Annotated in this window: 25 protein-coding genes and 1 pseudogene; all 26 read right to left on the bottom strand. The window is 60.2% G+C overall.

Translation table 11 applies throughout. The features are described from left to right. The 26 genes and pseudogenes from flhA to EGM97_RS13045 all read right to left on the bottom strand — a co-directional run bounded on the left by flhA (position 1) and on the right by EGM97_RS13045 (position 25133). Positions 1–2130: a flagellar biosynthesis protein FlhA gene (gene flhA, locus EGM97_RS13170; protein ID WP_238961942.1), complete on the bottom strand. Its 2130-nt coding sequence runs from the start codon at positions 2128–2130 to the stop codon at positions 1–3. Positions 2131–2365: 235 nt separating this feature from the next. Beyond that, complete coding sequence (gene flhB, locus EGM97_RS13165) at positions 2366–3502, bottom strand: flagellar biosynthesis protein FlhB (RefSeq protein WP_238961941.1); 1137 nt, start codon at positions 3500–3502, stop codon at positions 2366–2368. A gap of 3 nt (positions 3503–3505) precedes the next feature. After that, complete coding sequence (fliR, locus tag EGM97_RS13160) at positions 3506–4282, bottom strand: flagellar biosynthetic protein FliR (protein ID WP_477788814.1); 777 nt, start codon at positions 4280–4282, stop codon at positions 3506–3508. A 10-nt stretch (positions 4283–4292) separates the two neighbouring features. After that, positions 4293–4562 carry a flagellar biosynthesis protein FliQ gene (gene fliQ / locus EGM97_RS13155; protein ID WP_047226258.1) on the bottom strand — a complete coding sequence of 90 codons (270 nt, stop codon included), beginning with the start codon at positions 4560–4562 and terminating at the stop codon, positions 4293–4295. Between the two features lie 23 nt (positions 4563–4585). Then, on the bottom strand, positions 4586–5335 hold the full coding sequence (fliP, locus tag EGM97_RS13150; protein ID WP_053154963.1) for a flagellar type III secretion system pore protein FliP: 750 nt from the start codon (positions 5333–5335) through the stop codon (positions 4586–4588). Beyond that, a complete protein-coding gene (gene fliO, locus EGM97_RS13145; protein ID WP_275300598.1) occupies positions 5335–5748 on the bottom strand; it encodes a flagellar biosynthetic protein FliO in 414 nt (137 codons plus the stop codon). The genes fliP and fliO overlap by 1 nt, the downstream gene beginning before the upstream one ends. A 27-nt stretch (positions 5749–5775) precedes the next feature. After that, the gene (gene fliN / locus EGM97_RS13140; protein ID WP_238961938.1) at positions 5776–6234 is read right to left on the bottom strand and encodes a flagellar motor switch protein FliN; all 459 of its coding nucleotides are present in this window, start codon (positions 6232–6234) and stop codon (positions 5776–5778) included. A 64-nt stretch (positions 6235–6298) separates the two neighbouring features. Further along, the gene (fliM, locus tag EGM97_RS13135) at positions 6299–7267 is read right to left on the bottom strand and encodes a flagellar motor switch protein FliM (RefSeq protein WP_072389494.1); all 969 of its coding nucleotides are present in this window, start codon (positions 7265–7267) and stop codon (positions 6299–6301) included. A 9-nt stretch (positions 7268–7276) separates the two neighbouring features. Further along, positions 7277–7780 carry a flagellar basal body-associated protein FliL gene (fliL, locus tag EGM97_RS13130; protein ID WP_238961937.1) on the bottom strand — a complete coding sequence of 168 codons (504 nt, stop codon included), beginning with the start codon at positions 7778–7780 and terminating at the stop codon, positions 7277–7279. A 200-nt stretch (positions 7781–7980) separates the two neighbouring features. Beyond that, complete coding sequence (locus tag EGM97_RS13125) at positions 7981–9354, bottom strand: flagellar hook-length control protein FliK (protein WP_238961936.1); 1374 nt, start codon at positions 9352–9354, stop codon at positions 7981–7983. A gap of 98 nt (positions 9355–9452) precedes the next feature. Then, a complete protein-coding gene (locus EGM97_RS13120) occupies positions 9453–9797 on the bottom strand; it encodes an Hpt domain-containing protein (protein WP_042731736.1) in 345 nt (114 codons plus the stop codon). A gap of 31 nt (positions 9798–9828) precedes the next feature. Continuing rightward, positions 9829–11535: an ATP-binding SpoIIE family protein phosphatase gene (locus tag EGM97_RS13115; protein WP_238961935.1), complete on the bottom strand. Its 1707-nt coding sequence runs from the start codon at positions 11533–11535 to the stop codon at positions 9829–9831. A 99-nt stretch (positions 11536–11634) separates the two neighbouring features. Beyond that, positions 11635–11934: pseudogene (locus EGM97_RS13110) on the bottom strand (STAS domain-containing protein); the annotation flags it as partial. A gap of 102 nt (positions 11935–12036) precedes the next feature. Then, positions 12037–12486 carry a flagellar export protein FliJ gene (gene fliJ / locus EGM97_RS13105; RefSeq protein WP_053154949.1) on the bottom strand — a complete coding sequence of 150 codons (450 nt, stop codon included), beginning with the start codon at positions 12484–12486 and terminating at the stop codon, positions 12037–12039. 6 nt (positions 12487–12492) lie between these two features. After that, on the bottom strand, positions 12493–13851 hold the full coding sequence (gene fliI, locus EGM97_RS13100) for a flagellar protein export ATPase FliI (protein WP_053154947.1): 1359 nt from the start codon (positions 13849–13851) through the stop codon (positions 12493–12495). Next, entirely contained in the window at positions 13841–14671 is an 831-nt protein-coding gene (gene fliH / locus EGM97_RS13095; RefSeq protein WP_238961934.1) for a flagellar assembly protein FliH, read from the bottom strand. The genes fliI and fliH overlap by 11 nt, the downstream gene beginning before the upstream one ends. A 7-nt stretch (positions 14672–14678) precedes the next feature. Then, positions 14679–15698, bottom strand: a complete 1020-nt coding sequence (gene fliG / locus EGM97_RS13090; RefSeq protein WP_053154943.1) for a flagellar motor switch protein FliG — start codon at positions 15696–15698, stop codon at positions 14679–14681. After that, positions 15691–17475: a flagellar basal-body MS-ring/collar protein FliF gene (gene fliF / locus EGM97_RS13085; protein WP_238961933.1), complete on the bottom strand. Its 1785-nt coding sequence runs from the start codon at positions 17473–17475 to the stop codon at positions 15691–15693. The genes fliG and fliF overlap by 8 nt, the downstream gene beginning before the upstream one ends. 15 nt (positions 17476–17490) lie before the next feature. Further along, complete coding sequence (gene fliE, locus EGM97_RS13080) at positions 17491–17817, bottom strand: flagellar hook-basal body complex protein FliE (RefSeq protein ID WP_238961932.1); 327 nt, start codon at positions 17815–17817, stop codon at positions 17491–17493. Positions 17818–18055: 238 nt separating this feature from the next. Continuing rightward, positions 18056–19450, bottom strand: coding sequence for a sigma-54-dependent response regulator transcription factor FleR (gene fleR / locus EGM97_RS13075; protein ID WP_238961931.1), 1395 nt, complete (start codon positions 19448–19450; stop codon positions 18056–18058). Positions 19451–19455: 5 nt separating this feature from the next. Next, on the bottom strand, positions 19456–20664 hold the full coding sequence (locus tag EGM97_RS13070) for a sensor histidine kinase (RefSeq protein WP_477788812.1): 1209 nt from the start codon (positions 20662–20664) through the stop codon (positions 19456–19458). A 110-nt stretch (positions 20665–20774) separates the two neighbouring features. Further along, positions 20775–22250: a sigma-54 dependent transcriptional regulator gene (locus EGM97_RS13065; protein WP_053154934.1), complete on the bottom strand. Its 1476-nt coding sequence runs from the start codon at positions 22248–22250 to the stop codon at positions 20775–20777. A 160-nt stretch (positions 22251–22410) separates the two neighbouring features. Continuing rightward, positions 22411–22707, bottom strand: a complete 297-nt coding sequence (gene fliT, locus EGM97_RS13060) for a flagellar protein FliT (RefSeq protein WP_238961929.1) — start codon at positions 22705–22707, stop codon at positions 22411–22413. A 12-nt stretch (positions 22708–22719) separates the two neighbouring features. Continuing rightward, positions 22720–23115 carry a flagellar export chaperone FliS gene (fliS, locus tag EGM97_RS13055; protein WP_238961928.1) on the bottom strand — a complete coding sequence of 132 codons (396 nt, stop codon included), beginning with the start codon at positions 23113–23115 and terminating at the stop codon, positions 22720–22722. A gap of 127 nt (positions 23116–23242) precedes the next feature. Then, positions 23243–24679, bottom strand: a complete 1437-nt coding sequence (fliD, locus tag EGM97_RS13050; RefSeq protein WP_238961927.1) for a flagellar filament capping protein FliD — start codon at positions 24677–24679, stop codon at positions 23243–23245. 82 nt (positions 24680–24761) lie between these two features. Further along, positions 24762–25133, bottom strand: a complete 372-nt coding sequence (locus EGM97_RS13045; RefSeq protein ID WP_238961926.1) for a flagellar protein FlaG — start codon at positions 25131–25133, stop codon at positions 24762–24764. Positions 25134–25189 lie beyond the last annotated feature (56 nt).

Raw genomic sequence — 25189 nt, 5'->3', positions numbered from 1 at the left:
TCAGCCGTTGGGCCCTACTGTCGCAACAATGGTCACTTGCTTGTTGTCCGGTATTTCCTGATACGCCAGCACATGCAGGCCCGGGACTGCGAGGCGGCCGAAGCGCGAGAGCATCGCGCGGATCGGACCTGCCACCAGCAGGATCACCGGTTGGCCTTGCATCTCTTGCCGCTGGGCTGCCTCGATCAACGAACGCTGCAGCTTCTCGGCCATGCTTGGCTCCAGCAGAACACCCTCTTCCGAGCCTTGTCCTGCCTTCTGAAGACTATTGAGCAATATCTGTTCCAACCTTGGCTCCAGAGTGATCACAGGCAGCTCGGACTCAGTGCCTACAATGCTTTGGACGATTGCACGGGATACGCCGACCCGCACCGCAGCCACCAGGGCGGCGGTATCTTGACTCTTGGAAGCGTTGTTGGCGATCGCTTCGGCGATACTGCGGATGTCGCGCACCGGCACCTGTTCGGCCAGCAGCGCTTGCAGAACCTTGAGCAGCTGCGACAACGAAACCACACCCGGCACCAGCTCTTCGGCCAGTTTCGGCGAGCCCTTGGCCAATACCTGCAACAATTGCTGGACTTCTTCGTGGCCGATCAGCTCGCTGGAGTGTTTGTACAGAATTTGATTCAAATGGGTTGCAACCACGGTACTGGCGTCCACCACGGTGTAACCGAGGGACTGGGCCTGGGCCCGTTGACTGATTTCGATCCACACCGCTTCCAGGCCGAAAGCCGGATCCTTGGCGGTGATGCCGTTGAGCGAACCATAGACCTGACCCGGGTTGATCGCCAGTTCGCGATCCGGATAGATCTCGGCTTCGGCCAGGATGACCCCCATCAGCGTCAGCCGATAGGCGCTCGGCGCCAGGTCGAGGTTGTCGCGGATGTGCACGGTGGGCATCAGGAAGCCCAGGTCCTGGGACAACTTCTTGCGCACGCCCTTGATCCGCGCCAGCAACTGGCCGCCCTGGTTACGGTCGACCAATGGGATCAGGCGATAACCGACTTCCAGGCCGATCATGTCGATGGGCGTCACGTCGTCCCAGCCCAGCTCCTTGGTTTCCATGGCGCGCGCTGGCGACGGCAACAGCTCCTGCTGACGCTTGACCTCTTGCAGGGCCTGCTCTTTCTGCACGTTCTGCTTCTTCCAGAACAGGTAGGCACCGCCTGCCGCCACGGCCGCCATGGTCAGGAAGGAAACGTGCGGCATGCCTGGCACCAGCCCCATCACTGCCATCAGGCCCGCGGCCACAGCCAGGGCCCTGGGCGATGCGAACATCTGCCGGCCAATCTGCTTGCCCATGTCTTCGGAGCCCGAGGCACGGGTGACCATGATCGCGGCGGCTGTGGATAACAACAGTGATGGCAATTGCGCCACCAAACCGTCACCGATGGTCAGCAAGGCGTAGACCTTGCCGGCGTCGCCGAAGGTCATGCCATGCTGGAAAATACCGACGGCCATGCCGCCAATGAGGTTGATGAACAGGATCAGCAGGCCGGCGATGGCGTCACCGCGCACGAATTTGCTGGCACCGTCCATGGAACCGTAGAACTCGGCTTCCTGGGCCACTTCCAAGCGACGCGCCTTGGCCTGACTCTGATCGATCAGACCAGCGTTGAGGTCGGCGTCGATCGCCATCTGCTTGCCGGGCATCGCATCGAGGGTGAAACGCGCGCTGACCTCGGAAATCCGCCCGGCACCCTTGGTCACCACAACGAAGTTGATGATCATCAGGATGGCGAAGACCACGATACCGACCACGTAGTTACCGCCGATCACCACCTCACCGAAGGCCTGGATCACCTTACCGGCGGCGGCGTGACCTTCCTGGCCATGGAGCATGACCACGCGGGTGGACGCCACGTTCAGCGCCAGACGCAACAACGTAGCCACCAGCAGAATGGTGGGGAACACCGCGAAATCCAGCGGACGCAGGGCATACACGCAGACCAGCAGGACCACGATCGACAAAGCGATGTTGAACGTGAAGAACACGTCCAGCAGGAACGGTGGTACCGGCAGCATCATCATGGCCAGCATGACCATGAGCAACAGCGGCACACCCAGATTGCCCCGGCTGAGGTCTACGACGTTGCTGCGCGCGGTGCTGAGTAACTGAGAGCGATCCACCAATATTCCCCGTTCCGTGAAGCAAACTTTTGACGCCCGGAGCGGGCTCGGAGGGGGTATTGCAAGAAGCCTTCCAACTTTTGCCAGACCTTGAAATACAAGCCTGGGACTGAGAGTGCGAACCCTGTGGGAGCGAGCCTGCTCGCGATAGCGTGGGGTCAGCTGAGCAGGTATCGACTGACAAACCGCTTTCGCGAGCAGGCTCGCTCCCACAGGTTCCGTTGCGCAGGCTCACTCAGGGGTCGCGGCGCAGGTCCGGCGGAATCGGCAGGTCCTTGAGCGGTTCGGGTCGCTTGCCCTTGCCGGCGCGGTGCTGGCGGATCTGGTACACGTAGGCCAACACTTGAGCCACCGCCAGGTACAAGCCGCCAGGGATCTCCTGGTCGAGTTCGGTGGAGTAATAGATCGACCGCGCCAGCGCCGGGGATTCAAGCAGCATCACTTCGTTGGCCACGGCGATTTCGCGGATCTTCAACGCCAGGAAGTCGCTGCCCTTGGCGAGCAACACCGGGGCGTTGCCTTTGTCGGGGTCGTACTTGAGCGCCACGGCGTAGTGGGTCGGGTTGGTGATGACCACATCGGCCTGCGGAATCGCCGCCATCATCCGCCGCTGGGACACCTCGTGCTGCAACTGGCGAATCCGCTGTTTGACCTCGGGCTTGCCCTCCTGCTCCTTGTATTCGTCACGAACCTCCTGCTTGGTCATCATCAGCTTCTGCTTGCTCTGATAGAGCTGGATCGGCACGTCGATCGCTGCGATCAGAATCAATCCGCAGGCCATCCACAGGGTACTCCAGCCCACCAGTTGCACACTGTGGATGATGGCCTGCTCCAACGGCTCGTGGGCGATGCGCAGCAGATCGTCGATGTCGGATTGCAACACAGTCAGGGCTACGAACAGGATCAGCAGGAATTTGCCAAGTGCCTTGAGCAACTCCATCAGCGCCGTGGTGGAGAACATCCGCTTGAAACCCGAGAGCGGATTCATCCGACTAAACTTGGGCGCCAGGCTCCCGCTCGCGAACAACCATCCTCCCAGGGAAATCGGACCGATGATGGCGGCCAGCAGGAGGAAAATCAGAATCGGCTGCATCGCCAGGATAGCGATCTTGCCTGAATGCAACAGGTATTGGGTCATGGCCCCCGGCGTGAGCAACACCTCACGGGGCAAAGAGAAGTTCAGGCGCATGATCTCCAGCAGGTCCAGCGCCAATCCTCCCCCATAAATCAGCAGCCCACCGGCACCGGCCAGTGTCACCGCCAGGGTGTTGAGCTCCTTGGAGCGCGCAATCTCTCCCTTCTCCCGGGATTCGCGCTTGCGCTTGTCCGTGGGATCTTCTGTCTTGTCCTGACCGCTCTCGCTTTCCGCCATGGTTCAGCGCGCCTGTGCCAGGTCACGCAACAACTGCAAGGCCTGGGTGGCCAGCGGCTGGTACTGATTGAGGATATCTCCCAGGCTGATCCAGAAAATCACCATGCCAAGGACGAGCGTCAGTGGAAAACCGATAGAGAAGATGTTCAGTTGCGGCGCGGCCCGGGTCATGACCCCAAATGCGATGTTGACGATCAGCAACGCCGTGATTGCGGGCAAGACCAGGACCATGGCAGCCCCCAGGACCCAGCCGAGCTTGCCGGCGACATCCCAGAAATGATTGACCAGCATCGCACTGCCCACCGGCAAGGTAGTGAAGCTTTCGGTCAACACCTCGAACACCACCAGATGACCGTTCATGGCCAGGAACAGCAGCGTGACCAGCATGGTCAGGAACTGCCCGATCACCGCCGTGTTGACCCCATTGGTGGGGTCGATCATGGAGGCGAAGGCCATGCCCATCTGGATCGAGATGATCTGCCCGGCCACCACGAACGCCTGGAAAAACAATTGCAGCGAAAAGCCCAACAACACACCAATGAGGATCTGCTCGGCCACCAGCATCAGCGCACTGAGGTCCAGGGCGTTGACCGGTGGCATCGGCGGCAGGCCGGGCACGATGACCACTGTGATAGCCAAGGCAAAATAAAGACGCACGCGCGTGGGCACCAGAGTCGTGCCGAAGACCGGCATACTCATCAATACAGCCGTCACGCGAAACAGCGGCAGGATGAAGGACGCCACCCAAGTACTGATCTGGGTGTCCGTCAACGCTAGCATCGACATCGGGTCAACCGATCAACTGCGGAATACTGCCGTACAACTGCAGGATGTATTCCATGAAGGTTTGCACCAGCCAGGGACCGGCGACAATCAACGTCACCAGCATCACCAGCAGACGCGGCAGAAAGCTCAGGGTCTGTTCGTTGATCTGGGTCGCGGCCTGGAACATTGCCACCAGCAGACCCACCAACAAACTGGGAATCACCAGCACGGCCACCATCATGGTCGTCAGCCAGAGCGCTTCGCGGAACAGGTCTACCGCTACTTCAGGCGTCATATCTTGCTACCCGCACGAATGGTCTAAACACCGCCGAAACTGCCCGCCAGCGTGCCAATGATCAAGGCCCAGCCATCCACCAGCACGAACAGCATGATCTTGAACGGCAGGGAAATGATCAGCGGCGACAGCATCATCATACCCATCGCCATCAGTACACTGGCGACCACCAGGTCGATGATCAGGAACGGGATGAAAATCATGAAGCCGATCTGGAACGCGGTTTTCAGCTCGGACGTCACGAACGCCGGCACCAGGATGGTCAGCGGCGCCTGGTCGGCGCTGGGGATATCCGTGCGTTTGGACAGGCGCATGAACAGTTCCAGATCGCTGCTGCGGGTTTGGGCCAACATGAAGTCCTTGACCGGCACTTCGGCCTTGGCCACGGCTTCCTGGGCGGTGATTTTCTCCGCCAGGTAAGGTTGCAGCGCATCCTGGTTCACCCGATCGAACACCGGAGCCATGATGAACATGGTCAGGAACAGCGCCATGCCGGTGAGGATCTGGTTCGACGGCGTCTGCTGCAGGCCAAGGGCCTGGCGAAGGATCGAAAAGACAATGATGATCCGGGTGAAACTGGTCATCAGCATGACGAACGCGGGGATGAAACTCAGCGCCGTCATGATCAGCAGGATTTGCAGGCTGACCGAGTATTCCTGGGCTCCTTCGGCGTTGGTGCCGAGGGTGATCGCCGGGATCGACAACGGATCGGCGGCAAACGCCAACGGTGCGGCCAGCATCAAGGCCAGCGCCAACAGAATGCGCAACGGCATTACTTTCTATCCTTCTGGTCTTTACCCAGCAGCTCCATGAGGCGCTGGGCAAATTCGGGAGCGACCTGTTCGGAAGTGGGCACCTGCACCGGCTCCTTGAGCACGTGCAACGCGGTAATGGTGCCGGGGCTCAGGCCCAGCAGGATCTGTTCGTTGCCAACCTGCACCAGCACCAGACGATCACGTGGCCCCAGTGCGCGGGAGCCGACGATGTCGATGACCTGCCCCTTGCCGGCCGGCCCCGCCTGCTGCACGCGACGCAGCAACCAGGCCAGGAAAAAGATCAACCCCAGCACCAACAGCAGGCCGAGCACCAATTGCGCCAGTTGCCCAGCCATGCCACTGCCGGTCGCCGCTGCGCTTGCCGTTGCAGTCGCCGCAGGCTCGGCGGCCAACACGCTGAACGGCAGCATGAGGGCTGTTGCGATAACCCCTTTCACTCAGCGCAGCTTCTTGATGCGTTCGCTCGGGCTGATCACGTCCGTCAGGCGGATGCCGAACTTCTCATTGACCACCACCACCTCGCCATGGGCGATCAGGGTGCCGTTGACCAGCACGTCCAGCGGTTCGCCGGCCAGGCGGTCCAGCTCGATCACCGAACCCTGGTTGAGCTGCAGCAGGTTACGGATATTGATGTCGGTGCTGCCCACTTCCATGGAAATCGACACCGGGATGTCGAGAATCACGTCCAGGTTCGGCCCGTCCAGCGTCACCGGCTCATGACTCTTGGGCACGCTGCCAAACTCTTCCATCGGCAGACGGTTGGACGCATGGGCACCCGTGTCGGCGGCCAGCAGGGCGTCAATGTCGGCCTGCCCGCCTTCGCCGGCTTCTTCCAGGGCCGCAGCCCATTCATCGGCCAGCGCCTGGTCGTCCTGGTTGTTCATATCGTTAGCCATCATTTGTCCTCGGCGGGCAAAAATCAGTAAAAAACCTAAATTCGATTACAGCGTTCGACACCACTCAACGGCGTTCGATCGGCTCGATTACCTGCAACGCCAGGTTGCCTTTGTGAGAGCCCATCTTGACCTTGAAGGCCGGCACGCCATTGGCGCGCATGATCATGTCTTCGGGCATTTCGACGGGAATGATGTCTCCCGGTTGCATATGCAGGATGTCCCGCAGACGCAGTTGACGCCGGGCAACCGTCGCCCCGATCGGCACGTCCACGTCCAGCACGTCCTGGCGCAGGGCATTGATCCAGCGCTCGTCCTGGTCGTCGAGGTCCGATTGGAAACCGGCGTCGAGCATTTCGCGCACCGGCTCGATCATCGAATAAGGCATGGTCACGTGCAGATCACCGCCTCCTCCGTCGAGCTCGATGTGGAAAGTCGACACCACAATGGCTTCGCTCGGGCCAACGATGTTGGCCATGGCCGGGTTCACCTCCGAGTTGATGTACTCGAAGTTCACTTCCATGATCGCCTGCCAGGCCTCCTTCAAGTCGATGAAGGCCTGCTCCAGCACCATGCGCACCACCCGCAATTCGGTGGGAGTGAATTCACGCCCTTCGATCTTGGCGTGACGACCGTCGCCGCCGAAGAAGTTGTCCACCAGCTTGAACACCAGCTTGGCGTCCAGGATGAACAACGCGGTACCGCGCAGCGGCTTGATCTTCACGAGGTTCAAGCTGGTGGGCACATACAGCGAATGCACGTACTCACCGAACTTCATCACCTGCACGCCACCGACGGCCACGTCGGCCGAACGGCGCAGCATGTTGAACATGCTGATGCGGGTGTATCGGGCAAAACGCTCGTTGATCATCTCTAGGGTCGGCATGCGCCCACGAACGATGCGGTCCTGGCTGGTCAGGTCGTAGCTTTTGACGCTGCCCGGTTCAGTAGCGGTTTCGGTCTGCACCAGGCCGTCGTCGACACCATGCAACAGCGCGTCGATTTCGTCCTGGGACAACAGGTCCTGCACGGCCATGTCGTGTTCCTACTGCAATACGAAGTTAGTGAAAAGCAGCTGTTCGATCACCACTTTGCCCAGTTCTTTCTGAGCCACTTCCTGAACGCTGGCCGTGGCTTTCTGACGGAGCATTTCCTGGCCGACCGGAGTCGCCAGGGTGTCGAAATTCTGTCCGGAAAACAGCATTACCAGGTTATTGCGGATCAGCGGCATGTGCACGCGCAGCGCTTCGAGGTCGGCCTGGTTGCGGCCCATCAGGGTAATGCTGACCTGCATGTAGCGCTGGCGACCATTCTGGGTGTAATTGGCCACGAACGCAGGCGCCATGGGCTCGAATATCGCCGGCTGCTTGCCGACCGGAGCCGCTTCGGCCACGGGCGCTGGCTTGCTTTGAGCGTTGTGCATGAAATACCACGTCGCCCCCACGGAAACACCGATCGCCAGCAGTAAGCCCACCACGATCAGGATGATCATCTTGAGTTTGCCTTTGGTCGCGGGGTCTTTTACAGCTGCTGCTTCGCTCTTCGCCATGCCAATAATCCGTCACTAATCGGGGGGTTTACGGTTGCATGGGAAGGCAGGAGCAAGTGTTATGCCAGAAGCAATTTGCAAAACTCAAAACAACTGTGGGAGCGGGCTTGCTCGCGAAAGCGGAGTGTCAGTCGACGTCATCGATACTGATATACCGCTTTCGCGAGCAAGCCCGCTCCCACAGGGTCTGTGGCGCCTGATCAGGCGTAGTAATCCACCGCGCTGGTGCCGATGACGCTGGTGGTGCTGGCCGCGACATCGGCCACGTTGGCCGGCAGGCTTTCATCGGCCGAATCCAGACGCGAACCACCTGAGGTGATGCGTCCGGCCTGGGCCTGCTGCTGTGCCTGTTGGTCCTGGTTCTGCGAGCCCCGGGACTGGTCGGAGACGTTGACATCGACCTGGCCCATGCCTTGTTGGGCGAAACTGTCCCGCAGGCGGTGCATCTGGCCTTCGAGGGCCTCGCGAACGCCGGAGTGGGCGCTCATGAAGGTCACCTGGGTCTGCTGGTCCGGAACCATGTTCACCCGGATATCCAGGCGCCCGAGTTCGGCCGGCTGCAACTGGATGTCCGCCGCCTTGAGATTGGCGCTGGAGAGGTACATGACCCGGTTGACGATTTCTTCGGTCCAACCGCTCTGGTTCATGGCGATGGGCTGGTTGACCGGCACCGCATTGGCCGTCTTGGGCGTAGCGGCCTGGGTCAGCGCCGCCAGACGGTTGGCGAAATCATCCACCCGCGTGTCGCTGGACGCAGCGCTCAAATCCTTCAGCCCTTCGCTGATGAGACCACTAAAGGCTTTGTCGCCGCCCTGGCTACCCGGACCGGTGCCGTCCTGGTCGGCCTGGACGCTGAGCATATTGGCCATGCCGGCGGCAAATGCCTGGGCCGACGTGGATGTCTGTTCAGCATCGAGCGGCGCCGTAGCGGCGGCCTTTGGCTGGCTGGCCGCGGAAACATGGCCGCTCTGTTCCATTGCCAGGCGCAGCGCTGGCAGAGCGTCGAGGGGATCAGCCTGTGGATCGAACTCCGGATCCACCACTGGCGTCTCGGCCTTGGCCGGAGTGACCAGGGGAGCAACTGGCGCCGCCACCGCGGCGGCAACTTGAGGCGTGGAGGACACGTCCACCGGCGTGGGGGCAACCTCCACGGTCACGACCGGCGTGACGGTCTCCGGCAGCAAGGCCGGATCGAGCGCCGGATCGGCAGGCTGAGCCTCGGCCACTGGCACTTGGACGGTATCGTCGCGGTCTTCGCTGGCGCCCTGACCGTCAGCCGTAGCCGGCTTGTCGGCAGGCAAGGGTTTGCCGCTATCGGCAACGGCCGGTTCTGGCGCGGCAGCCGTTTCGCTGTCGACGTTCTTCTTGACGGTGTTGTCGGGGGTCTTATCACGCACCGGCTTCATCGAAGGGTCCGAGACCGACGGTGATTTGACAGGCGTCTGCTTGGCGAAGACCTGCGCGAAGCTGGAGGCTCTATTTCCTGGCTCAGGGGCCGCTGCCGGTGAATTGACGGCGGTCTGGGGCTTGGCCTGGGTAGCGGCCTGCAGCAGTGTATTGGGCGTAACGGGCATAAAAAGTCTCCGCTGCACTGAAATCATAGGTACAGTCGGGACAAGTCACTGCAAGGGTTGGGCCAACTCAGGCAAACATGGAATTGCGTGCACAACTTTCAGCAATGGAAACCTTCGCGCTCTTCCCTGCAAAGGTTGCGCACATGAGCGAATTCGCTGTCGATTTCGCTGACCAGTTTCTCGATGCCACCCAGCGAAGGCTGTTTGGCGCGCTGCTCCAGCTCACCGCACAGCTCGGCCAGGCGGATGGCGCCCATGTTGCTGCTGCTGCCCTTGAAGCTATGGGCCGTAGCACTCAGCTTCTCGGCATCGCGGGCCTCGTGCAGCACCCGAAGGCGAGCCTCGGAATCGTTGAGAAAGGTATCGAGCAATTCCAGATACCCTTCTTCCATGACTTCCTTCAATGTGCTGAGCACATCGCGGTCCAGATGTATCTCACTCACTTGCTCGCTCCTTGATCAAGAATGGCCTGGATTATGCCAGAGCCTCCCAGAAAAACTCCACGCGCACATTACGACCATCGTCTGACCAGCGGGCCTGATGGCTCAACTGACGTACGAGACTCACGCCGCGCCCGGACAGCCTGTCGCAGTCCTGCGGACGCGCCAGCACACGGGCGACATCGAAGCCCTCGCCACTGTCCTCGACCTCAATCACCAGGCTGCCACCCTCACCATGGGGGGTAACGTGCAAATGTACCCTGATATGACCGTCACTCAACGCCTCCAAGCGTGAGTTGCGCTCCGTATAGTAACGCGCAAAACCCGACGCATCACGCTTGATACCCGAGTCGAGTCCCAGCACCCCATGCTCAAGGGCGTTGGAATACAGCTCCGAGAGAACGCTGTAGAGGGCTCCGCTCTGAGCCCTGAGCCCATGAACCTCCTGCAAAAGCTGCAGCAAGTACGGCATCGGGTTGAACCGCCTGAGCGTCTGCGCCCGGAATTCGAAGCTCACCGACCAGTCCAGCGGGCTGGACTGGCCGCTATCGGAATAGACCGGTGGCGGCGGGTTGAGTTGCGTCGGCGCAACCATCCGCACCTCCACCATGCTGAAGTCATCACGAGCTTCGCCGCGGAACTCGCGCAGCGACTGCTGGATGTCTTCAAAAAGGCAGTCCGGCTCGCGATTGGCGGCGAAGACCGCCTGCAGCCGTTCCACACCGAACAGTTCTTCCTCTTCATTGCTGGTGTCGATCACACCATCCGACAACAGAAACACCCGATCCCCCACTGCCATGGGATGCACTTCGGTACGGTCATCGAACAGTTGTGGCGTCAGCACGCCCAACGGCAAATGGCGCGCTGGCAGAGGCTTGCGCGCGCCGCTGAGACTGTCATGCAGGTAGCCGTCGGGCATGCCACCGTTCCAGATTTCCACGGTGCAACGCTGAAAGCTCAGGCACAACAGCGTCGCGCAGCAAAACATGTCGACCGGCAGGATGCGCTTGAGCTTGGCATTCATCTCCCGCAGGATCTGCGCCAGGCCGTAGCCCTTGGCGGTCATGCCGTAGAAGACCTCCGCCAGGGGCATGGCGCCGACCGCCGCCGGCAAGCCGTGCCCGGTAAAATCCCCCAACAGGACGTGCATGTCTCCGGCCGGATTGAAGGCGGCCAGGAGCAAATCCCCGTTGAACAGGGCATAGGGCGATTGCAGGTATCGGATATTCGGCGCGTTCAGACAGCCGGAATGGGCGATCTTGTCGAACACGGCCTTGGCGACCCGTTGTTCGTTGAGCAGGTAATCGTGGTGTCGAGCGATCTGATCGCGCTGTTCGACAACCGTGGCCTGCAACCGGCGCAAGCGGTCCATGGCCTTGATCTTGGCCGCCAGAATCACCTGGTTATAGGGCTTGGCCAGGAAATCGTCGCCACCGGCCTCCAGGCAACGAGCCAAGGCTTCGCTTTCGGTCAAGGACGTGAGAAAGATGATGGGGACCAGCTGTTCGCCGGCCAGGTGCTTGATCTTCTGTGCAGCTTCGAATCCGTCCATGACGGGCATCATGGCATCCATCAATACCATGTGAGGACGCTGCAGCCGGTACACCTCCACCGCCTCGGCGCCATCGGCGGCGGTCAGCACATGATGACCCTGGCGACGGACAATCGTCGACAACAGCAGCCGATCAGCGGCACTGTCCTCGGCAATCAGGACCGTCAGGGACTCGGTATCGGACAACATGGCTGCCGGTCAAGCTTTGCCTGCATGAAGCTTGTCCCGGAGGGCGTGGCCGTGCTGCGTTCCGTCATTAGGATCGGACCTGTCCTCCTTCGGGCCGTCGATGTCGAACAGCTTGTCGAAATTGGAGATCGCAAGAATCTTGCGCACATCCGCACTGCAGTTGGAGACGCTCACATTGGCGTCTTCTCCTCCGGCGTAATCCCGAAGCAGGAGCAACATGCCCAAGGCGGAGCTATCAAGATAGGTAGTGTCTTTGAGATCCACGACGTAGATTTCGGGCTTTTGGGAAAACTTTTCGTAAGATTCACGAAATTCCTGATGCCGCCCGAAATCGAAACGACCCTTGATCGAAATCGTCAGTTTCTTCCCATCGCCGGAGACTTCTGTAACGACTGACATAGTAGGCTTCCCTGTCATGGACATACGTGTACAAGGTGTAGCACCTGGTAGAGGTCTGAGCAAGGTTTTGGATCGCCCGATCCTCTAAATTCGGTGCCGCGATCAGAACGGATCCTGGCGCGGCAGACGCTGGGACAGTTCATCCAGCAGTTTTTGCTCGCGCTTGTCCTCCAACTGCCGCGCCTCATCGATATAGCGCTGCACCAGCTTGCGCAGCCCTTCGACCCGGGCGAAGGCCTCCTGCCAACTCTGGCGGGCCTTCTCCAGATTGTTCTGGTGCCAGACCAGACTCTGGCGCTGCTGGTCGATGGCAGTCCCCAGTTGCGCGAGAAACCCTTGATAACCCAGCAGCCATTGCCCGGAAACGCCATGACTGCCCCGGGCAATCCATTGTTCCTGGTATTCGAGGCGAAAATTCTCGAGGTCCGCCAGTTTGCTTTCGGCGACGGCCACCTGGCCCTGAAAATACGCCAAACGTTGGACGGCCGTTTTCTCGGCCTTCTCTGCCATATCCACCACAGGCGCCAGACGCGCCGCACGACTCGTGGCCATGATCGGTTATCCGCCGGATACCGGGGCGAAGATCGTTTGCAGGTGCGCTTCGCTGGCCCCCATGCCGATGTTGTCGTTCAGGCTCTGGCGCAGGTAAACCGCCATGGCCGGATAAAGATTGATGGCGGTGTCCGTTTCGCGATCGCCACCCGGCACGTAGGCACCCACACTGATCAGATCGCGGCTCTGTTGGTAACGCGACCAGTATTGCTTGAACTGTTGCGCACGCTTCAGGTGTTCGGCGCTGATGACGGACGGCATGACCCGACTGATGGACGCCTCGATATCGATGGCCGGGTAATGCCCCTCCTCCGCCAGGCGCCGGGACAGCACGATGTGCCCATCGAGCACACCCCGCGCCGAGTCGGCAATGGGATCCTGCTGGTCGTCCCCCTCGGAAAGGACGGTATAGAACGCGGTGATCGAACCGCCACCCTTCTCGGCGTTACCGGCGCGCTCCACCAGCTTGGGCAATTTGGCGAATACCGAAGGCGGATAACCCTTGGTGGCCGGGGGCTCGCCGATGGCCAGGGCGATTTCCCGCTGGGCCTGGGCGAAACGGGTCAGCGAGTCCATCAGCAACAGGACATTCTTGCCCTTGTCACGGAAATATTCGGCAATACGGGTGCAATACATGGCGGCCCGCAGCCGCATCAACGGCGCATCGTCCGCCGGCGAAGCCACCACGACGGAACGCTTGAGGCCTTCCTCGCCAAGGATGTGCTCGATGAATTCCTTCACCTCACGACCCCGCTCGCCGATCAACCCGACCACGATGATGTCGGCTTCGGTGAAGCGGGTCATCATGCCCAATAGCACACTCTTGCCCACGCCGGTACCGGCGAACAGACCCAGACGCTGACCGCGCCCCACCGTCAACAAACCGTTGATGCAGCGAATGCCCACGTCCAGCGGAACGCTGATGGGATCACGTTTGAGCGGGTTGATGGTCGGGCCGTCCATCGGGACCCAATCCTCGGCCTTCATGCCGCCCTTGCCATCCAGGGCACGACCAGCCCCATCCAACACCCGGCCGAGCATGCTCATGCCCATGGGCAGTCGGCCCGTATCGGCCAAGGGCACCACGCGTGCGCCGGGGGCGATCCCGGCCACGCTGCCCACCGGCATCAAAAAGACTTTGCTCCCGGAGAAGCCCATGACTTCGGCTTCGACCTGTACGGGGTGATAAGTGTCATCGTTGATGACCAGGCAGCGGCTGCCCATGGCGGCGCGCAGGCCTTCGGCTTCGAGGGTCAAGCCGACCATGCGCAGCAGGCGCCCTTCCAGGATGGGCTGGCCGGCCAGTTCGGTGGCCTCGGCATAGCTGCCCAGGCGCTTGCCGAAGCTGGTTCGTTCAAGGCGCATCGCGACCATCCGGTTCAGTTGCGATCAAATCAGCGGCGTCCGCGCTGACGCTGGCGGTGGCCTTGGGCTCGTCCGGCAATTGCAGGCTCAGGTCCGGAGCGGCCGGATGCAGGGCCTGCTCGTGGAGCTGGTCAAACAACTTGGCCATGATCTGCGCAATGCGGGTTTCGATGGTCGCGTCGATGCGGCTGTGTTCGGTTTCCACCCGGCAACCGCCCGGCAGCATGGACTCGTCTTCGACGATGCGCCAGGTTTCCTCATGACGTTCGCGCAAGGCTTTGACCAACGCAAAATCCTGAGGGTTGATGTAGAGCCGCACATTGCCCACGCCCAGCGGCAAGAGTTTGAGGGCTTCGCGCATGACGTGTTCGATCTGGCTCGAATCGATGGCCAGTTCGCGCTGGATCACCTGTCGGGCGATGTGCTGCACCAGCCCCACCAGGGATTTTTCGATCTGCGTATCCTGCTCGGCGATGGGCTCGAACAGGTTGTGCATCAGCGCTTCCATCGTCTGGAGCTTGGCCGCCAGTGCGATGTCGGCTTCCTGGCGGACCTTGATCGAGGTGCTGTGGAAGCCCTCTTTTTCACCAATGGCAAAGCCTTCGTTGTAGGCTTCCTGGCGGATGCTTTCAACTTCTTCCAGGGTCAGCGGCTGGACTTCCTCCAGCGGCACTTCCTCGATTTCCGGCAGCTCCTCCACCGGCTCGGGCTCAGGCTCCGGCACATGGGGATCGAAGCTGGGCAGCGACCAGACGTCGAAACCACCGACGTCCCGGGCGCGGATCAGGTCGCTGGGTGCTTCATCACTCTTGACAGACATAACGACCTTAGATCATCTCTTCGCCGCCCTTGCCGCCGAGCACGATTTCTCCGGCTTCGGCCATGCGACGGGCGATGGTGAGGATTTCCTTCTGTGCGGTTTCCACGTCGCTGACGCGCACCGGGCCCTTGGCCTCGAGGTCGTCGCGCAACAGTTCGGCCGCCCGCTTGGACATGTTCTTGAAGATCTTTTCCTTGACGCCTTCGTCCGATCCCTTGAGGGCCAGCACCAGCACATCGGAGGACACTTCGCGCAACAGCGCCTGGATACCGCGGTCGTCGACGTCGGCCAGGTTGTTGAACACGAACATGAGGTCTTCGATCTGACCGGACAGGTCTTCGTCGAACTCGCGGATCGAGTCCATCAGTTGACCTTCGATCGAACTGTCGAGGAAGTTCATGATATCCGCCGCACGCTTGATGCCACCCAGGGTGGTGCGCGAGGCATTGGAGTTACCCGAGAACTGCTTCTCGAGGATCTGGTTCAATTCCTTCAGGGCCGCCGGTTGCACGGTGTTGAGCGACGACACCCGCAGAATGATGTCCAGGCGCGCCTTGTGATCGAAATTGCCGAGCACTTCGCCGGCCTGGTCCGGATCGAGGTAGGCCACCACGATCGCCTGGATCTGCGGGTGCTCGTAACGGATCACGTCGGCCACGGCACGCGGCTCCATCCACTTGAGGCTGTCCAGGCCACTGGTGTTGCCGCCCAGCAGGATCCGGTCGATCAGGCCGTTGGCCTTGTCCTCGCCCAGGGCCTGGGTGAGCATTTTGCGCACGTAGTCATCGGAACCGACGCCCAGGCTGGTCTGATCGCCGACGATGTCGACGAACTCGCTCATGACCTGCTCGACCTGTTCACGATGCACGTTACCCATCTGGGCCATGGCCACGCCCACACGCTGAACCTCCTTGGGCCCCATGTGACGCAGCACCTGCGCGGCATCGGTCGACCCCAGGGACAGCAGCAAGATCGCGGCTTTGTCGACCCGGGACAATTTGGCTACGGCGGCTCGATTATCACTCATCTGCGTTAATCCACTCTTTCACGACCTGGGCCACACGACCCGGATCTTCTGCCACCAGACTCTTGATGGCGTTCAACTGTGCGTCATAGCCTTCGCTCGGGCTTGGCAGCAGAATGCTCTGCGGCCCGCCGAGGCTGACGCGATCGTTGGCCAATTCGCCATCCAGGCCGCCCATGCCTCCCAGCTCTACATCACCCAGGCCGGCCAGCTGCTTGTTCTTGCCGCCATTGGTGATGTTGTTGAGCACCGGACGCAGCACCCCGAACACCAGCACCAGGATGAACAGCACGCCCAATACTTGCTTGACCACATCCCAGAACCAGGGTTGCGAATAAAACGGAATATCGGCAATCACCTCTCCGCGCTCGGAGGAGAACGGCACGTTGATCACGCTGACGCTGTCGCCACGGCTGGCGTCGAAACCGACGGCGTCCTGCACCAGGCGGGTGAAGCGCGCCAGCTCGTCGGCGCTCCATGGCGCACGGGTGGTTTCGCCATTGGCCGGGTTGACCTTGACCTGGTCGTCCACCACCACCGCAACCGACAGACGGTTCAAACGCCCCTGCTGTTGCTTGGTGTGGCTGATGGAACGGTCCAGTTCGAAGTTCCTGGTCGCTTGCTGACGCTTGTCGGCCGGGTACGGCGCGAGCATCGGCTGGCCGGTGGCCGGGTCCATGATCTGCTGGCCGTTGGCGTCCACCAGCGGCTGGCCTGGCTGCACCATGCCGGCGGCACCGGCGGCACCACCCGTGGTCTGCGGTGCACTGGCCGGTGATGGCGGCTGGTTGCTCAAGGCACCGGGCACACCTTGTGGACCATTGCTGGCGGTGCGCTGCTCGGTGACCGACTGCTCGCTGCGCAACGCCGGTTGATCGGGGTTGAATTGCTCGGACGTCGATTCGACGGCGCTGAAATCCACATCGGCCGACACTTCGGCTTTGTAACGGTCATTGCCCAGGATCGGCTGCAGGATGTTATGCACGCGCTGGGTCAACATGCCTTCCATGCGACGGCTGTAATCGAATTGCTTGCCGGCCATGGTCAGTTCGGAATTTTCCACCTGATCGGACAGCAGGTTGCCTTTCTGGTCGACCACGGTGATCTGCGACTTGCTCAACTCGGGAACGCTGGTCGCCACCAGATTGACGATCGCCAGGACCTGGCCAGGCTCGAGGGCACGGCCCGGATACAGGTCGACCAGTACCGAAGCACTCGGCTTGCGCTCATCACGCACGAACACCGAGCTTTTCGGAATCGCCAGGTGCACACGAGCACCCTTGACGTTGTTCAGGCTGGAGATGGTACGCGCCAACTCGCCTTCCAGGCCGCGACGATAACGGGTCGCTTCCATGAACTGGCTGGTGCCCAGGCCCTGGTCCTTGTCGAGGATCTCGAAACCGACATTGCCGTCGCTCGGCGTCACGCCAGCGGCGGCGAGCTTGAGGCGCGCACGGGCGACATCGTCAGCCTTGACCAGCAAGGCACCGGAATTGGGCTCGACGGTGTATGGAATGTCGGCAGAAGCCAGGGTCTCCATGACTTGCTTGGCGTCCATGCCTTCCAGGCTGCCGTACAAAGGACGGTAGTCCGGCTGCTGAGACCACAGCACCACGGCAAAACCAATCGCCACGCTGGCAGCCAGGCCGACCAACAGGCCCACCTGACGCAGCATGGTCATCTCGGAGAGATTTTCCAGGAAGGACAGGCCGAACAGCGGCGGTTTGCCGTCGGTCGGGGTGGCCTTGGCCGGAACGTTATCTACGGCTGCTTCTGCCATGACTCAATAGTTTCCTTAAACCGGCATCTGCATGATGTCTTGGTAGGCTTGAACCAGTTTATTGCGAACCTGGGTCAACGCCTGGAACGAGACACTGGCTTTCTGCGAAGAGATCATTACGTCAGTCAGGTCGACGCCACTTTTGCCAATTTCAAAGGCACTGGCTAATTGGTTCGATGCCTGCTGGGTATCGTTCACTTTATTGACGGCCTGACCGAGCATGTCGGAAAAGCTGCTGCCAGCCACTTGGGGCACGGCGACCGATTTCGGCTGGGCCATGGCGTCCATTTGCATGGCCCGCATGTCCAACATCAATCGATTAAATTCAATACCTTGGCTCATGCTCTATTCTCTCTGGCGGTCCGCGTTTTTTTGACACTTGGTCAGCGGGTATCTAGGTAGTAGCAACAAGGGTGCCAGCTCCATGGCCGCGATAAACAAATGCGCATACCGCCGCGCCAGGCTCCGGTAGGAGCGAGCCTGCTCGCGATAGCGGTCTGACAGTCAAACTGTGCATCGCTGGAATCACCGCCTTCGCGAGCAATCTCGCTTCCAAAGGAATGGCGGTGTCGGTGTGTTATCAGCTAGCGAACAGATACGCCTCCACATCCATACCGGCATCACGCATCTGCGCCAGTTTGTAGCGCAAGGTGCGGGGGCTGATGCCCAAGCGTTCTGCCGCCTCCTTGCGACGCCCGCGCTCGGCGCGCAAGGTGTCGATGATCATCTGGAACTCACGCCGACGCAGGTCGTCGCCCAACGCGCCGGCCGACTCGCCGTCTACTTCCACCGGGGCCGCGAGCACCGGTGCGGGCGCCGCTGCCAACACCGGCAACGGCGCACAGGCCACCGGACCGGCCAGGCAGAAATCCTCTGGCTGGATCAAGCCGCCCTGCTGCAGGATCAACGCCCGCTGGATGGCGTTATCCAGTTCCCGTACGTTCCCGGGCCATGGATACGCAACCAGGCAGGCCTGGGCCGCCGGCGAAAGCCTCGCCGTCGCGTGTTTCATTTTATTGACGTGCCGGGCCAATAGCCGTTCAGCCAGCGGCAGGATATCGGCAGTGCGTTCACGAAGTGGACGCCAGGCCAGGGGAAAAACCGACAGACGGTAATAAAGGTCTTCGCGAAACCGTCCCGCTGCCACTTCGCCCGCAAGATCGCGGTTGGTGGTCGCCACCACGCGGATATCCAGACTGATGGGCTTGCGCCCACCGACCCGCTCCACTTCCCGCTCCTGGAGCACCCGCAACAGCTTGGCTTGCAAGCCCAGGGGCATTTCGGAGATCTCGTCCAGCAAAATGGTGCCACCATCGGCCTGTTCGAACTTGCCGGCCTGGGCCGCAATGGCCCCGGTGAACGCCCCCTTCTCATGGCCGAACAGCGTCGCTTCGAGCATGTTGTCGGGAATCGCCGCACAGTTGATGGCAATGAACGGTTCGTTGGCGCGACGGGATTGTTGGTGGATATAGCGCGCCAGCACTTCCTTGCCAGTACCGGACTCACCGGAAATCAACACCGTTGAATCGCTGCGCGCCACGCGCGCCGCCAATTCCAGCAACTGCGCGCTGGCCGGCTCGAACGCCACCGGGCCTTCACCCTCGACAACAGGGGTGCCCAATGCATGACGCGCCACCAGGTCCAGCAGCGCCTTGGGTTCGAATGGCTTGACCAAATAATCCGCAGCCCCCTGGCGCATCGCTTCCACCGCACGCTCGACCGCACCATGGGCCGTCATCAGCAATACCGGCAACTGAGGGTGACGGGCACGCAACAACCCGAGCAACTGGTGTCCATCCATACCCGGCATGTTCACATCGCTGACCACCAGGTTGAAAGTTTCCCGAGCCACCGTCTGCAACGCATCCTCAGCCGAGCCTACGGCCACATAGCCATGCCCGGCCAAAACCAGCGTATCGGCCAGCGCTTCACGCAGGGCCCGATCATCCTCTACCAGCAACACCTTGATCGCCATCGCTATCACTCCACCTGCGGCGCACTGGAAAACAACGGCAGGCGCACCGTTGCACAGGTCCCACGCCCCAGCCGCGAACGTAACGTCAATTCTCCCTGATGGGCACGAGCCACGGCCTTGACCACGGTCAGGCCGAGCCCGGTGCCAGTCGCCTTGGTCGTGAAGAACGGCTCGCCGAGGCGGGCGAGCACGGCCGGCTCGATGCCACCGCCGCTGTCGCTGACGCACAGACGAAGGGAGTCATCGCGGGTGTAAAGGTGAACCTTCAGGCGAACTTTCTCGCCGCCGGCCTGGATCGCATTTTCGATGAGGTTCAACACCGCTCCCACCAAGGTGTCGCGGTTACACAGCACCTCGCCGACATGGCTGTCGCACTGCCAGCGCATCGGCAAGCCCTGTACATGGGTCGATGCCGCCGCTTGCAACGCCTGCAACAAGGCTTTCGGCGTCACACGATCGGTCAGCGGCAACTCGCCACGGGCGAAGACCAGCATGTCCCGCACCTGATGTTCCAGCTCGTGCAAACGCTCTTTCAGGCGCCCGGCGAAACGCTGCTGGGTTTCCATCGGCAGTGGTTGCTCGGTCAAATGACTGGCGTACAGCAAGGCGGCGGACAATGGCGTACGAATCTGGTGCGCCAGCGACGCCACCATTCGCCCCAGGGAAGACAGACGCTCATGGCGCGCCAGTTGGTCTTGCAGGTGACGGGTTTCAGTCAGGTCGTTGAGCAGCACCAACTGCCCGGGTTCGGCGTCCAGTGAGCGGGTCGAGATGGACAGGCGTCGTCCGTTCTTGAGGGACACTTCATGACCGTCGTCTTCACGAGGTGCGAAGCATCGGGTAATGACATGTCGCCACAGCTCGCCTTCGAGCGGCAGCCCGAGCAATTCGCAAGCGGCCGGGTTGGCCTCGCGGACAAAGCCATGGGCATCGATGACAATCACGCCGCCCGGCAAAAGATCGAGCAGGTTCTGCAACCGGTTGGCCAAGCGTTCCTTTTCCGCCAGCTCCTGCATGCGCTGGGCGCTGACCACCGCCAATTCACCCTTGAGCTCAGTGACACGGGCTTCGAGCAGACTGTAGGAATCGGTCAGTTGGCTGGACATCTGGTTGAACAGCGAAAACGCCTGCTCAAGTCCGAGCCGGCTCGCCTGTTCGGCGGACGTCATGCTCCCTGATTCGGAGACAGGAGATATCTGGGCGACTTGGGGCATCGGACTCTCTCGCTTGGCTGACCGTCAGTTAAACGGAATGTTGAGAGAGCCTTAGCAATACCCATGCCGAAAAAAAACCGCCTGAAAATCAGGCGGTTGCAAAACAAGCGTCAATCATCCGCCTGTTCATCTCCTTCGCGACGGCTCATGCCGTACTTGCGCATCTTCTCCACCAGTGTGGTGCGACGGATACGCAAGCGTTCCGCTGCCCGAGCCACGATGCCGTTGGCGTCATCCAGGGCCTGCTGGATAAGCCCCTGCTCCAGGCCACCGAGGTAGTCCTTGAGATCAAGACCTTCAGGCGGCAGCATGGCATTGGCGGTGAAATCAGGTGTGTGGCCGTTGATCGCCACCCGCTCTTCCAAATCGGTGCGCAGGCTGTCGACCATCTGCTCATCTTCGTCGTCGACGTAGCGGAATTTCTTCGGTAGCTCAGCCACGCCGATCACGCCATAGGGATGCATGATCGCCATGCGCTCCACCAGGTTGGCCAGTTCGCGGACGTTACCCGGCCAGCCATGGCGACACAGGGACATGATCGCCGCCGAGTTGAAGCGGATCGAACCGCGCTTTTCGTGTTCCATGCGCGAGATCAGCTCATTCATCAGCAGCGGGATGTCTTCGACACGCTCGCGCAACGGCGCCATTTCGATCGGGAATACGTTGAGGCGGTAATAGAGGTCTTCGCGGAAACTGCCCACCTCGATCATGCTCTCGAGGTTCTTGTGGGTCGCGGCAATGATGCGTACATCGATACTCTGGGTCTTGTTGCTGCCCACGCGCTCGAAGGTACGCTCCTGCAGGACTCGCAGCAGCTTGACCTGCATCGGCAGCGGCATGTCGCCGATTTCATCGAGGAACAGCGTGCCGCCGTTCGCCAATTCGAAACGCCCGGCCCGACTGGTGATGGCGCCGGTGAAAGCGCCCTTCTCATGGCCGAACAATTCGCTTTCCAGCAACTCGGCCGGGATTGCGCCACAGTTGACCGGCACGAACGGCGCTTCGCGACGCTTGGAATGGTAGTGCAGGTTGCGCGCTACCACTTCCTTGCCGGTGCCCGACTCGCCCAGGATCAACACACTGGCGTCGGTGTCGGCCACCTGCTGCATCATCTGGCGCACATGCTGGATCGCCCGGCTGGTGCCGACAAGACTGCGAAACAGATTGGGTTCGCGGTGCCTGCCACGCTCGCGAGCCTGGTCGTACATCTCGCGATAGACCTGGGCGCGGTGCAGCGAATCGAGCAACTTGCTATAGCTGGGCGGCATTTCCAGGGTGGAAAGCACCCGGCGGCGCTGGTCTTCAGGCAAGTCAAGGGAAGAATTTTCGCCCATTAACAAAACCGGAAGGAACTCATCCCAGGTTGACAGTGTCTTTAGCAAGCCCAAAAGAGTTGCGGGAGCATTTACGGTCCCGATAAGGACGCAAATGACTTCACGACTGGACGACAGAGAGCCGACCGCCTGCTGCCAATCATGGCTGCCGCAGGGCAAATTTTCTTCACCGAGAAAATTCAGGATCACCGCCAGATCACGGCGGCGGACGCTGTCGTCATCGATCAGGAGAATTTTGGTTTCACGCCACATGCAATAGCAACTTCCTAGTCAACTCAGAGCCCGGATTTGGGGGCAAGCTAGACGCTTGCAGACTTGTCGTGCCTGTAGACGTCTGAAATCTGAAAACAGTTACTAGTTAAGTCAAAAAACGGGTCACAGTCAAATTTATGGCGCACTTTGTTTGGATTTATTATCCGAACAAGTTGTAGACCTTCGCCGCGTTTTGTGCTTGGTGAACCTGCGACATCTCGTTGACGATCGCCTGGCGCTCCCCTGTCGCAGCCTCCAGAAGCTGCTTGTAGACCCCCATCAACTCCTCAAGATTGGCGCGCAATGCCGCCCCATCCACCTCGGACGCCCCTAGCACATCCTCCATGCAGGAACGGCACGTCATGTCCAACTGACCAATGGCCTCCCAGTTCCGCTCGGCCAGGGCATCGACCAGAGCGTCACGGGTTTGTTCTATTCGCTGCAGGACATGACTCATGGGGAGTACTCCTTAGAATTGCGGACCGGGAACGGCGATACCATCCCAGCCTTCCTTGACCGTACGAAGCAGATCGGCCACTTCGTCGAGGATCTTCGGGTCGGTCTTGGCGTTGGCTTCGGCCAGGCGTTTCATCATATAAGCGTAGAGAGCGTCCAACTCAGCAACCGACTCGGCCTGGTTTTCCAGATCCAATCCTTCACGCAGACCACCAATAATGCCGATGGCCTTGCTGATCAGGATGCCTTTGTTCGGAATATCCTTGCGCTCCATTGCCCCCTTGGCCTGGGCGATACGATCCAACCCACCCTCCATGAGCATTTGCACCAAGCGATGGGGACTTGCTTCGGAGGTTTGCGCCTGGGCGCCAATCTTCTGGTATTGGCGAAGGGCTAACATCGGATTCATGTTCTACCTCATCAAAAACTTCAGTTTCGTATAAACAGCGTATCGACGCCGCGTCAAAAAACTTTAGGCCGAAAAAACGAAAGCCCGGTGTGTTGTAACACGACCGGGCCTTTTGTTTAGATTGCTATCAGCTTTTTTTCTGTTGCGCCGTCAACGCTTCGAACATCGAGGTGATGTTGCTGGCAGTGGCTTTAAGCTTGCCCACCAAGGTGTCCATATCATTGTACTTTTTGGTGAGTACGGTGGTCAGGGTTTCGATCCTACGATCAAGAGCTGCCTGATCGGCGACCAACCTCTTCTGTATTGTTTCAAGGTTTTTTGACCTTGCTGTCAGAATGTTATCGACCGGCTTTCCGTTGGCATCCAACTTATTCTCTGTGTACGGCTTGATCGCATTCTGCATGCGCTCGATCAGACCATTATCACCTGTGAACAGCGTTTGGACTTCCCCACCCAGCTGCTTATCGTTCAGAGCTGCGGTGAATTTGGTGCTATTGAAATCCAAAGCACCTGTCGTCTGGTTGGTGGTAATTCCCAACTGAGACAAAACAGTTAGTTTTGTGCCAGCCCCGGTCTCAGATAACGGCCCACGGATGGCAGCCAACAGCGCACGTGGCATCGCATCACCATTCAGTGCAGCCGGAACCGATTTCCCGTCAGCGTCAGTGGTGGGCTTGGTCAGCGAAGTGACTGCCTTGGCGATCGCGTTATAGGCATCGACGAATTTCTGAATCGAGGCCTTTAGCCCGTCGGTGTTTGTCGCGACGGTCACTGTAACCGCCGTGGCGGTGGGCGCAAGCAGCGTCATGCTCAATCCGGAGACAGCATTATCCAACTTGTTGGTTGGACTGGTCATCTCCAGTCCATCGATGTTGAATTTTGCATCCTTGGCCAGCGACAGCGAGCCAGCAGAGTTAGCCGTCGGGGGAGTGGCCATGGCGACAGTGCCGTCAACCGCCAGACTGGCGATACCACTCATGGACAGGTCATTGCCCGCACCTGTTTTGCTGCTACCTACTACAAGTCTCGAACCGAAGCTGTCGGTGACGATGTTGGCGTTTATACCGCTGGCTTGATACTTGGCATTGATCGCATCCCGCACCGATTGCAGTGTGGAACCGGCAGGGACATCGACTGCATAGGAATCGCCGTTTTGACTACTGATGGTCAACGTGCCAGCGTCCACTGCGCTGGAAGGACCGCCAGCAAAAGCGGCCGTCGAAACCTTCGAGGAGGTCGCCAAGCTATCGATTTTGATACTGTAAGTGCCGCCAACCGCCGTGTTGCTCGACGTAGCGGTCAATATCTTGGTATCGGATGAAGTGGCGGAGAAGCCAGTGAACTGGGGCGTGGTTTTGCTCCCCAGAGCCTCGAGCGCAGACTGGAACGTAGCCAGCAGCGATTTCAACGAACCAATGCCGGAAATGTTGGAGGTATTGGTCTTAGTGGCACGGTCAATCTGACCTTGCTTGGCCGCTTTGTCAGAATCCACCAATGCCTTGACGATAGCAGTGGTATCAAGGCCAGAGCCTAAACCCAAGCCAGGTAGAATTGGACTTGCCATGTGGGACTCCCTTCAGTGTGTCGCCGGCCTTTTGACCATTACAACGCCCAAAAGAACTAAACAACAAAATTCGTGCCAGTCGTCAGGCTTCCGCGCTGAACAACAGGCTATTTGCATCATTCAGACTATCAGCCAACTTGAGGACTTCCTCGTTCGGGATCTGACGAATCACCTCACCGGAATCGCTGGCAATAACCTTGACCACTATCTTGCCTGAAGGCTCGTCAATCGAGAACTCCAGATTACGCTTGACCGACTGAACGAACTTCTCGATTTCCTGGACAGCTTTCTTGAGCCTGTCCTGCTCGGCAGCGGCGTCCTTGGGACTTTCTTTGACCTTGACCGCCCCCACCGGGACAGCATCGGCCCGAGGCTTCTCCACTGGCTTGTCGGCCACTGTTGGCGCCGGCCTCGCCGCTGGATAAGACAAGTTCAGCTTCGCGCTCATATCCATGTCCATCACCTCTAGAACGGAAAAAGCGAGAGAGTACGCAAGCGCACCCCCCCGCT

Origin of the sequence: Pseudomonas sp. AF32 (assembly GCF_022342325.2) — a bacterium.
Lineage (GTDB): Bacteria > Pseudomonadota > Gammaproteobacteria > Pseudomonadales > Pseudomonadaceae > Aquipseudomonas > Aquipseudomonas uvaldensis.
This window is presented reverse-complemented; position numbering and strand designations above follow the sequence as displayed.

Coding starts and splice junctions, on each gene's coding strand:
- flhB (WP_238961941.1), bottom strand. CDS start 3,502: ATGGCGGAAAGCGAGAGCGGTCAGGACAAGACAGAAGATCCCACGGAC.
- fliR (WP_477788814.1), bottom strand. CDS start 4,282: ATGCTAGCGTTGACGGACACCCAGATCAGTACTTGGGTGGCGTCCTTC.
- fliQ (WP_047226258.1), bottom strand. CDS start 4,562: ATGACGCCTGAAGTAGCGGTAGACCTGTTCCGCGAAGCGCTCTGGCTG.
- fliP (WP_053154963.1), bottom strand. CDS start 5,335: ATGCCGTTGCGCATTCTGTTGGCGCTGGCCTTGATGCTGGCCGCACCG.
- fliO (WP_275300598.1), bottom strand. CDS start 5,748: ATGCTGCCGTTCAGCGTGTTGGCCGCCGAGCCTGCGGCGACTGCAACG.
- fliN (WP_238961938.1), bottom strand. CDS start 6,234: ATGGCTAACGATATGAACAACCAGGACGACCAGGCGCTGGCCGATGAA.
- fliM (WP_072389494.1), bottom strand. CDS start 7,267: ATGGCCGTGCAGGACCTGTTGTCCCAGGACGAAATCGACGCGCTGTTG.
- fliL (WP_238961937.1), bottom strand. CDS start 7,780: ATGGCGAAGAGCGAAGCAGCAGCTGTAAAAGACCCCGCGACCAAAGGC.
- EGM97_RS13125 (WP_238961936.1), bottom strand. CDS start 9,354: ATGCCCGTTACGCCCAATACACTGCTGCAGGCCGCTACCCAGGCCAAG.
- EGM97_RS13115 (WP_238961935.1), bottom strand. CDS start 11,535: ATGTTGTCCGATACCGAGTCCCTGACGGTCCTGATTGCCGAGGACAGT.
- fliJ (WP_053154949.1), bottom strand. CDS start 12,486: ATGGCCACGAGTCGTGCGGCGCGTCTGGCGCCTGTGGTGGATATGGCA.
- fliI (WP_053154947.1), bottom strand. CDS start 13,851: ATGCGCCTTGAACGAACCAGCTTCGGCAAGCGCCTGGGCAGCTATGCC.
- fliH (WP_238961934.1), bottom strand. CDS start 14,671: ATGTCTGTCAAGAGTGATGAAGCACCCAGCGACCTGATCCGCGCCCGG.
- fliG (WP_053154943.1), bottom strand. CDS start 15,698: ATGAGTGATAATCGAGCCGCCGTAGCCAAATTGTCCCGGGTCGACAAA.
- fliF (WP_238961933.1), bottom strand. CDS start 17,475: ATGGCAGAAGCAGCCGTAGATAACGTTCCGGCCAAGGCCACCCCGACC.
- fliE (WP_238961932.1), bottom strand. CDS start 17,817: ATGAGCCAAGGTATTGAATTTAATCGATTGATGTTGGACATGCGGGCC.
- fleR (WP_238961931.1), bottom strand. CDS start 19,450: ATGGCGATCAAGGTGTTGCTGGTAGAGGATGATCGGGCCCTGCGTGAA.
- EGM97_RS13070 (WP_477788812.1), bottom strand. CDS start 20,664: ATGCCCCAAGTCGCCCAGATATCTCCTGTCTCCGAATCAGGGAGCATG.
- EGM97_RS13065 (WP_053154934.1), bottom strand. CDS start 22,250: ATGTGGCGTGAAACCAAAATTCTCCTGATCGATGACGACAGCGTCCGC.
- fliT (WP_238961929.1), bottom strand. CDS start 22,707: ATGAGTCATGTCCTGCAGCGAATAGAACAAACCCGTGACGCTCTGGTC.
- fliS (WP_238961928.1), bottom strand. CDS start 23,115: ATGAATCCGATGTTAGCCCTTCGCCAATACCAGAAGATTGGCGCCCAG.
- fliD (WP_238961927.1), bottom strand. CDS start 24,679: ATGGCAAGTCCAATTCTACCTGGCTTGGGTTTAGGCTCTGGCCTTGAT.
- EGM97_RS13045 (WP_238961926.1), bottom strand. CDS start 25,133: ATGGATATGAGCGCGAAGCTGAACTTGTCTTATCCAGCGGCGAGGCCG.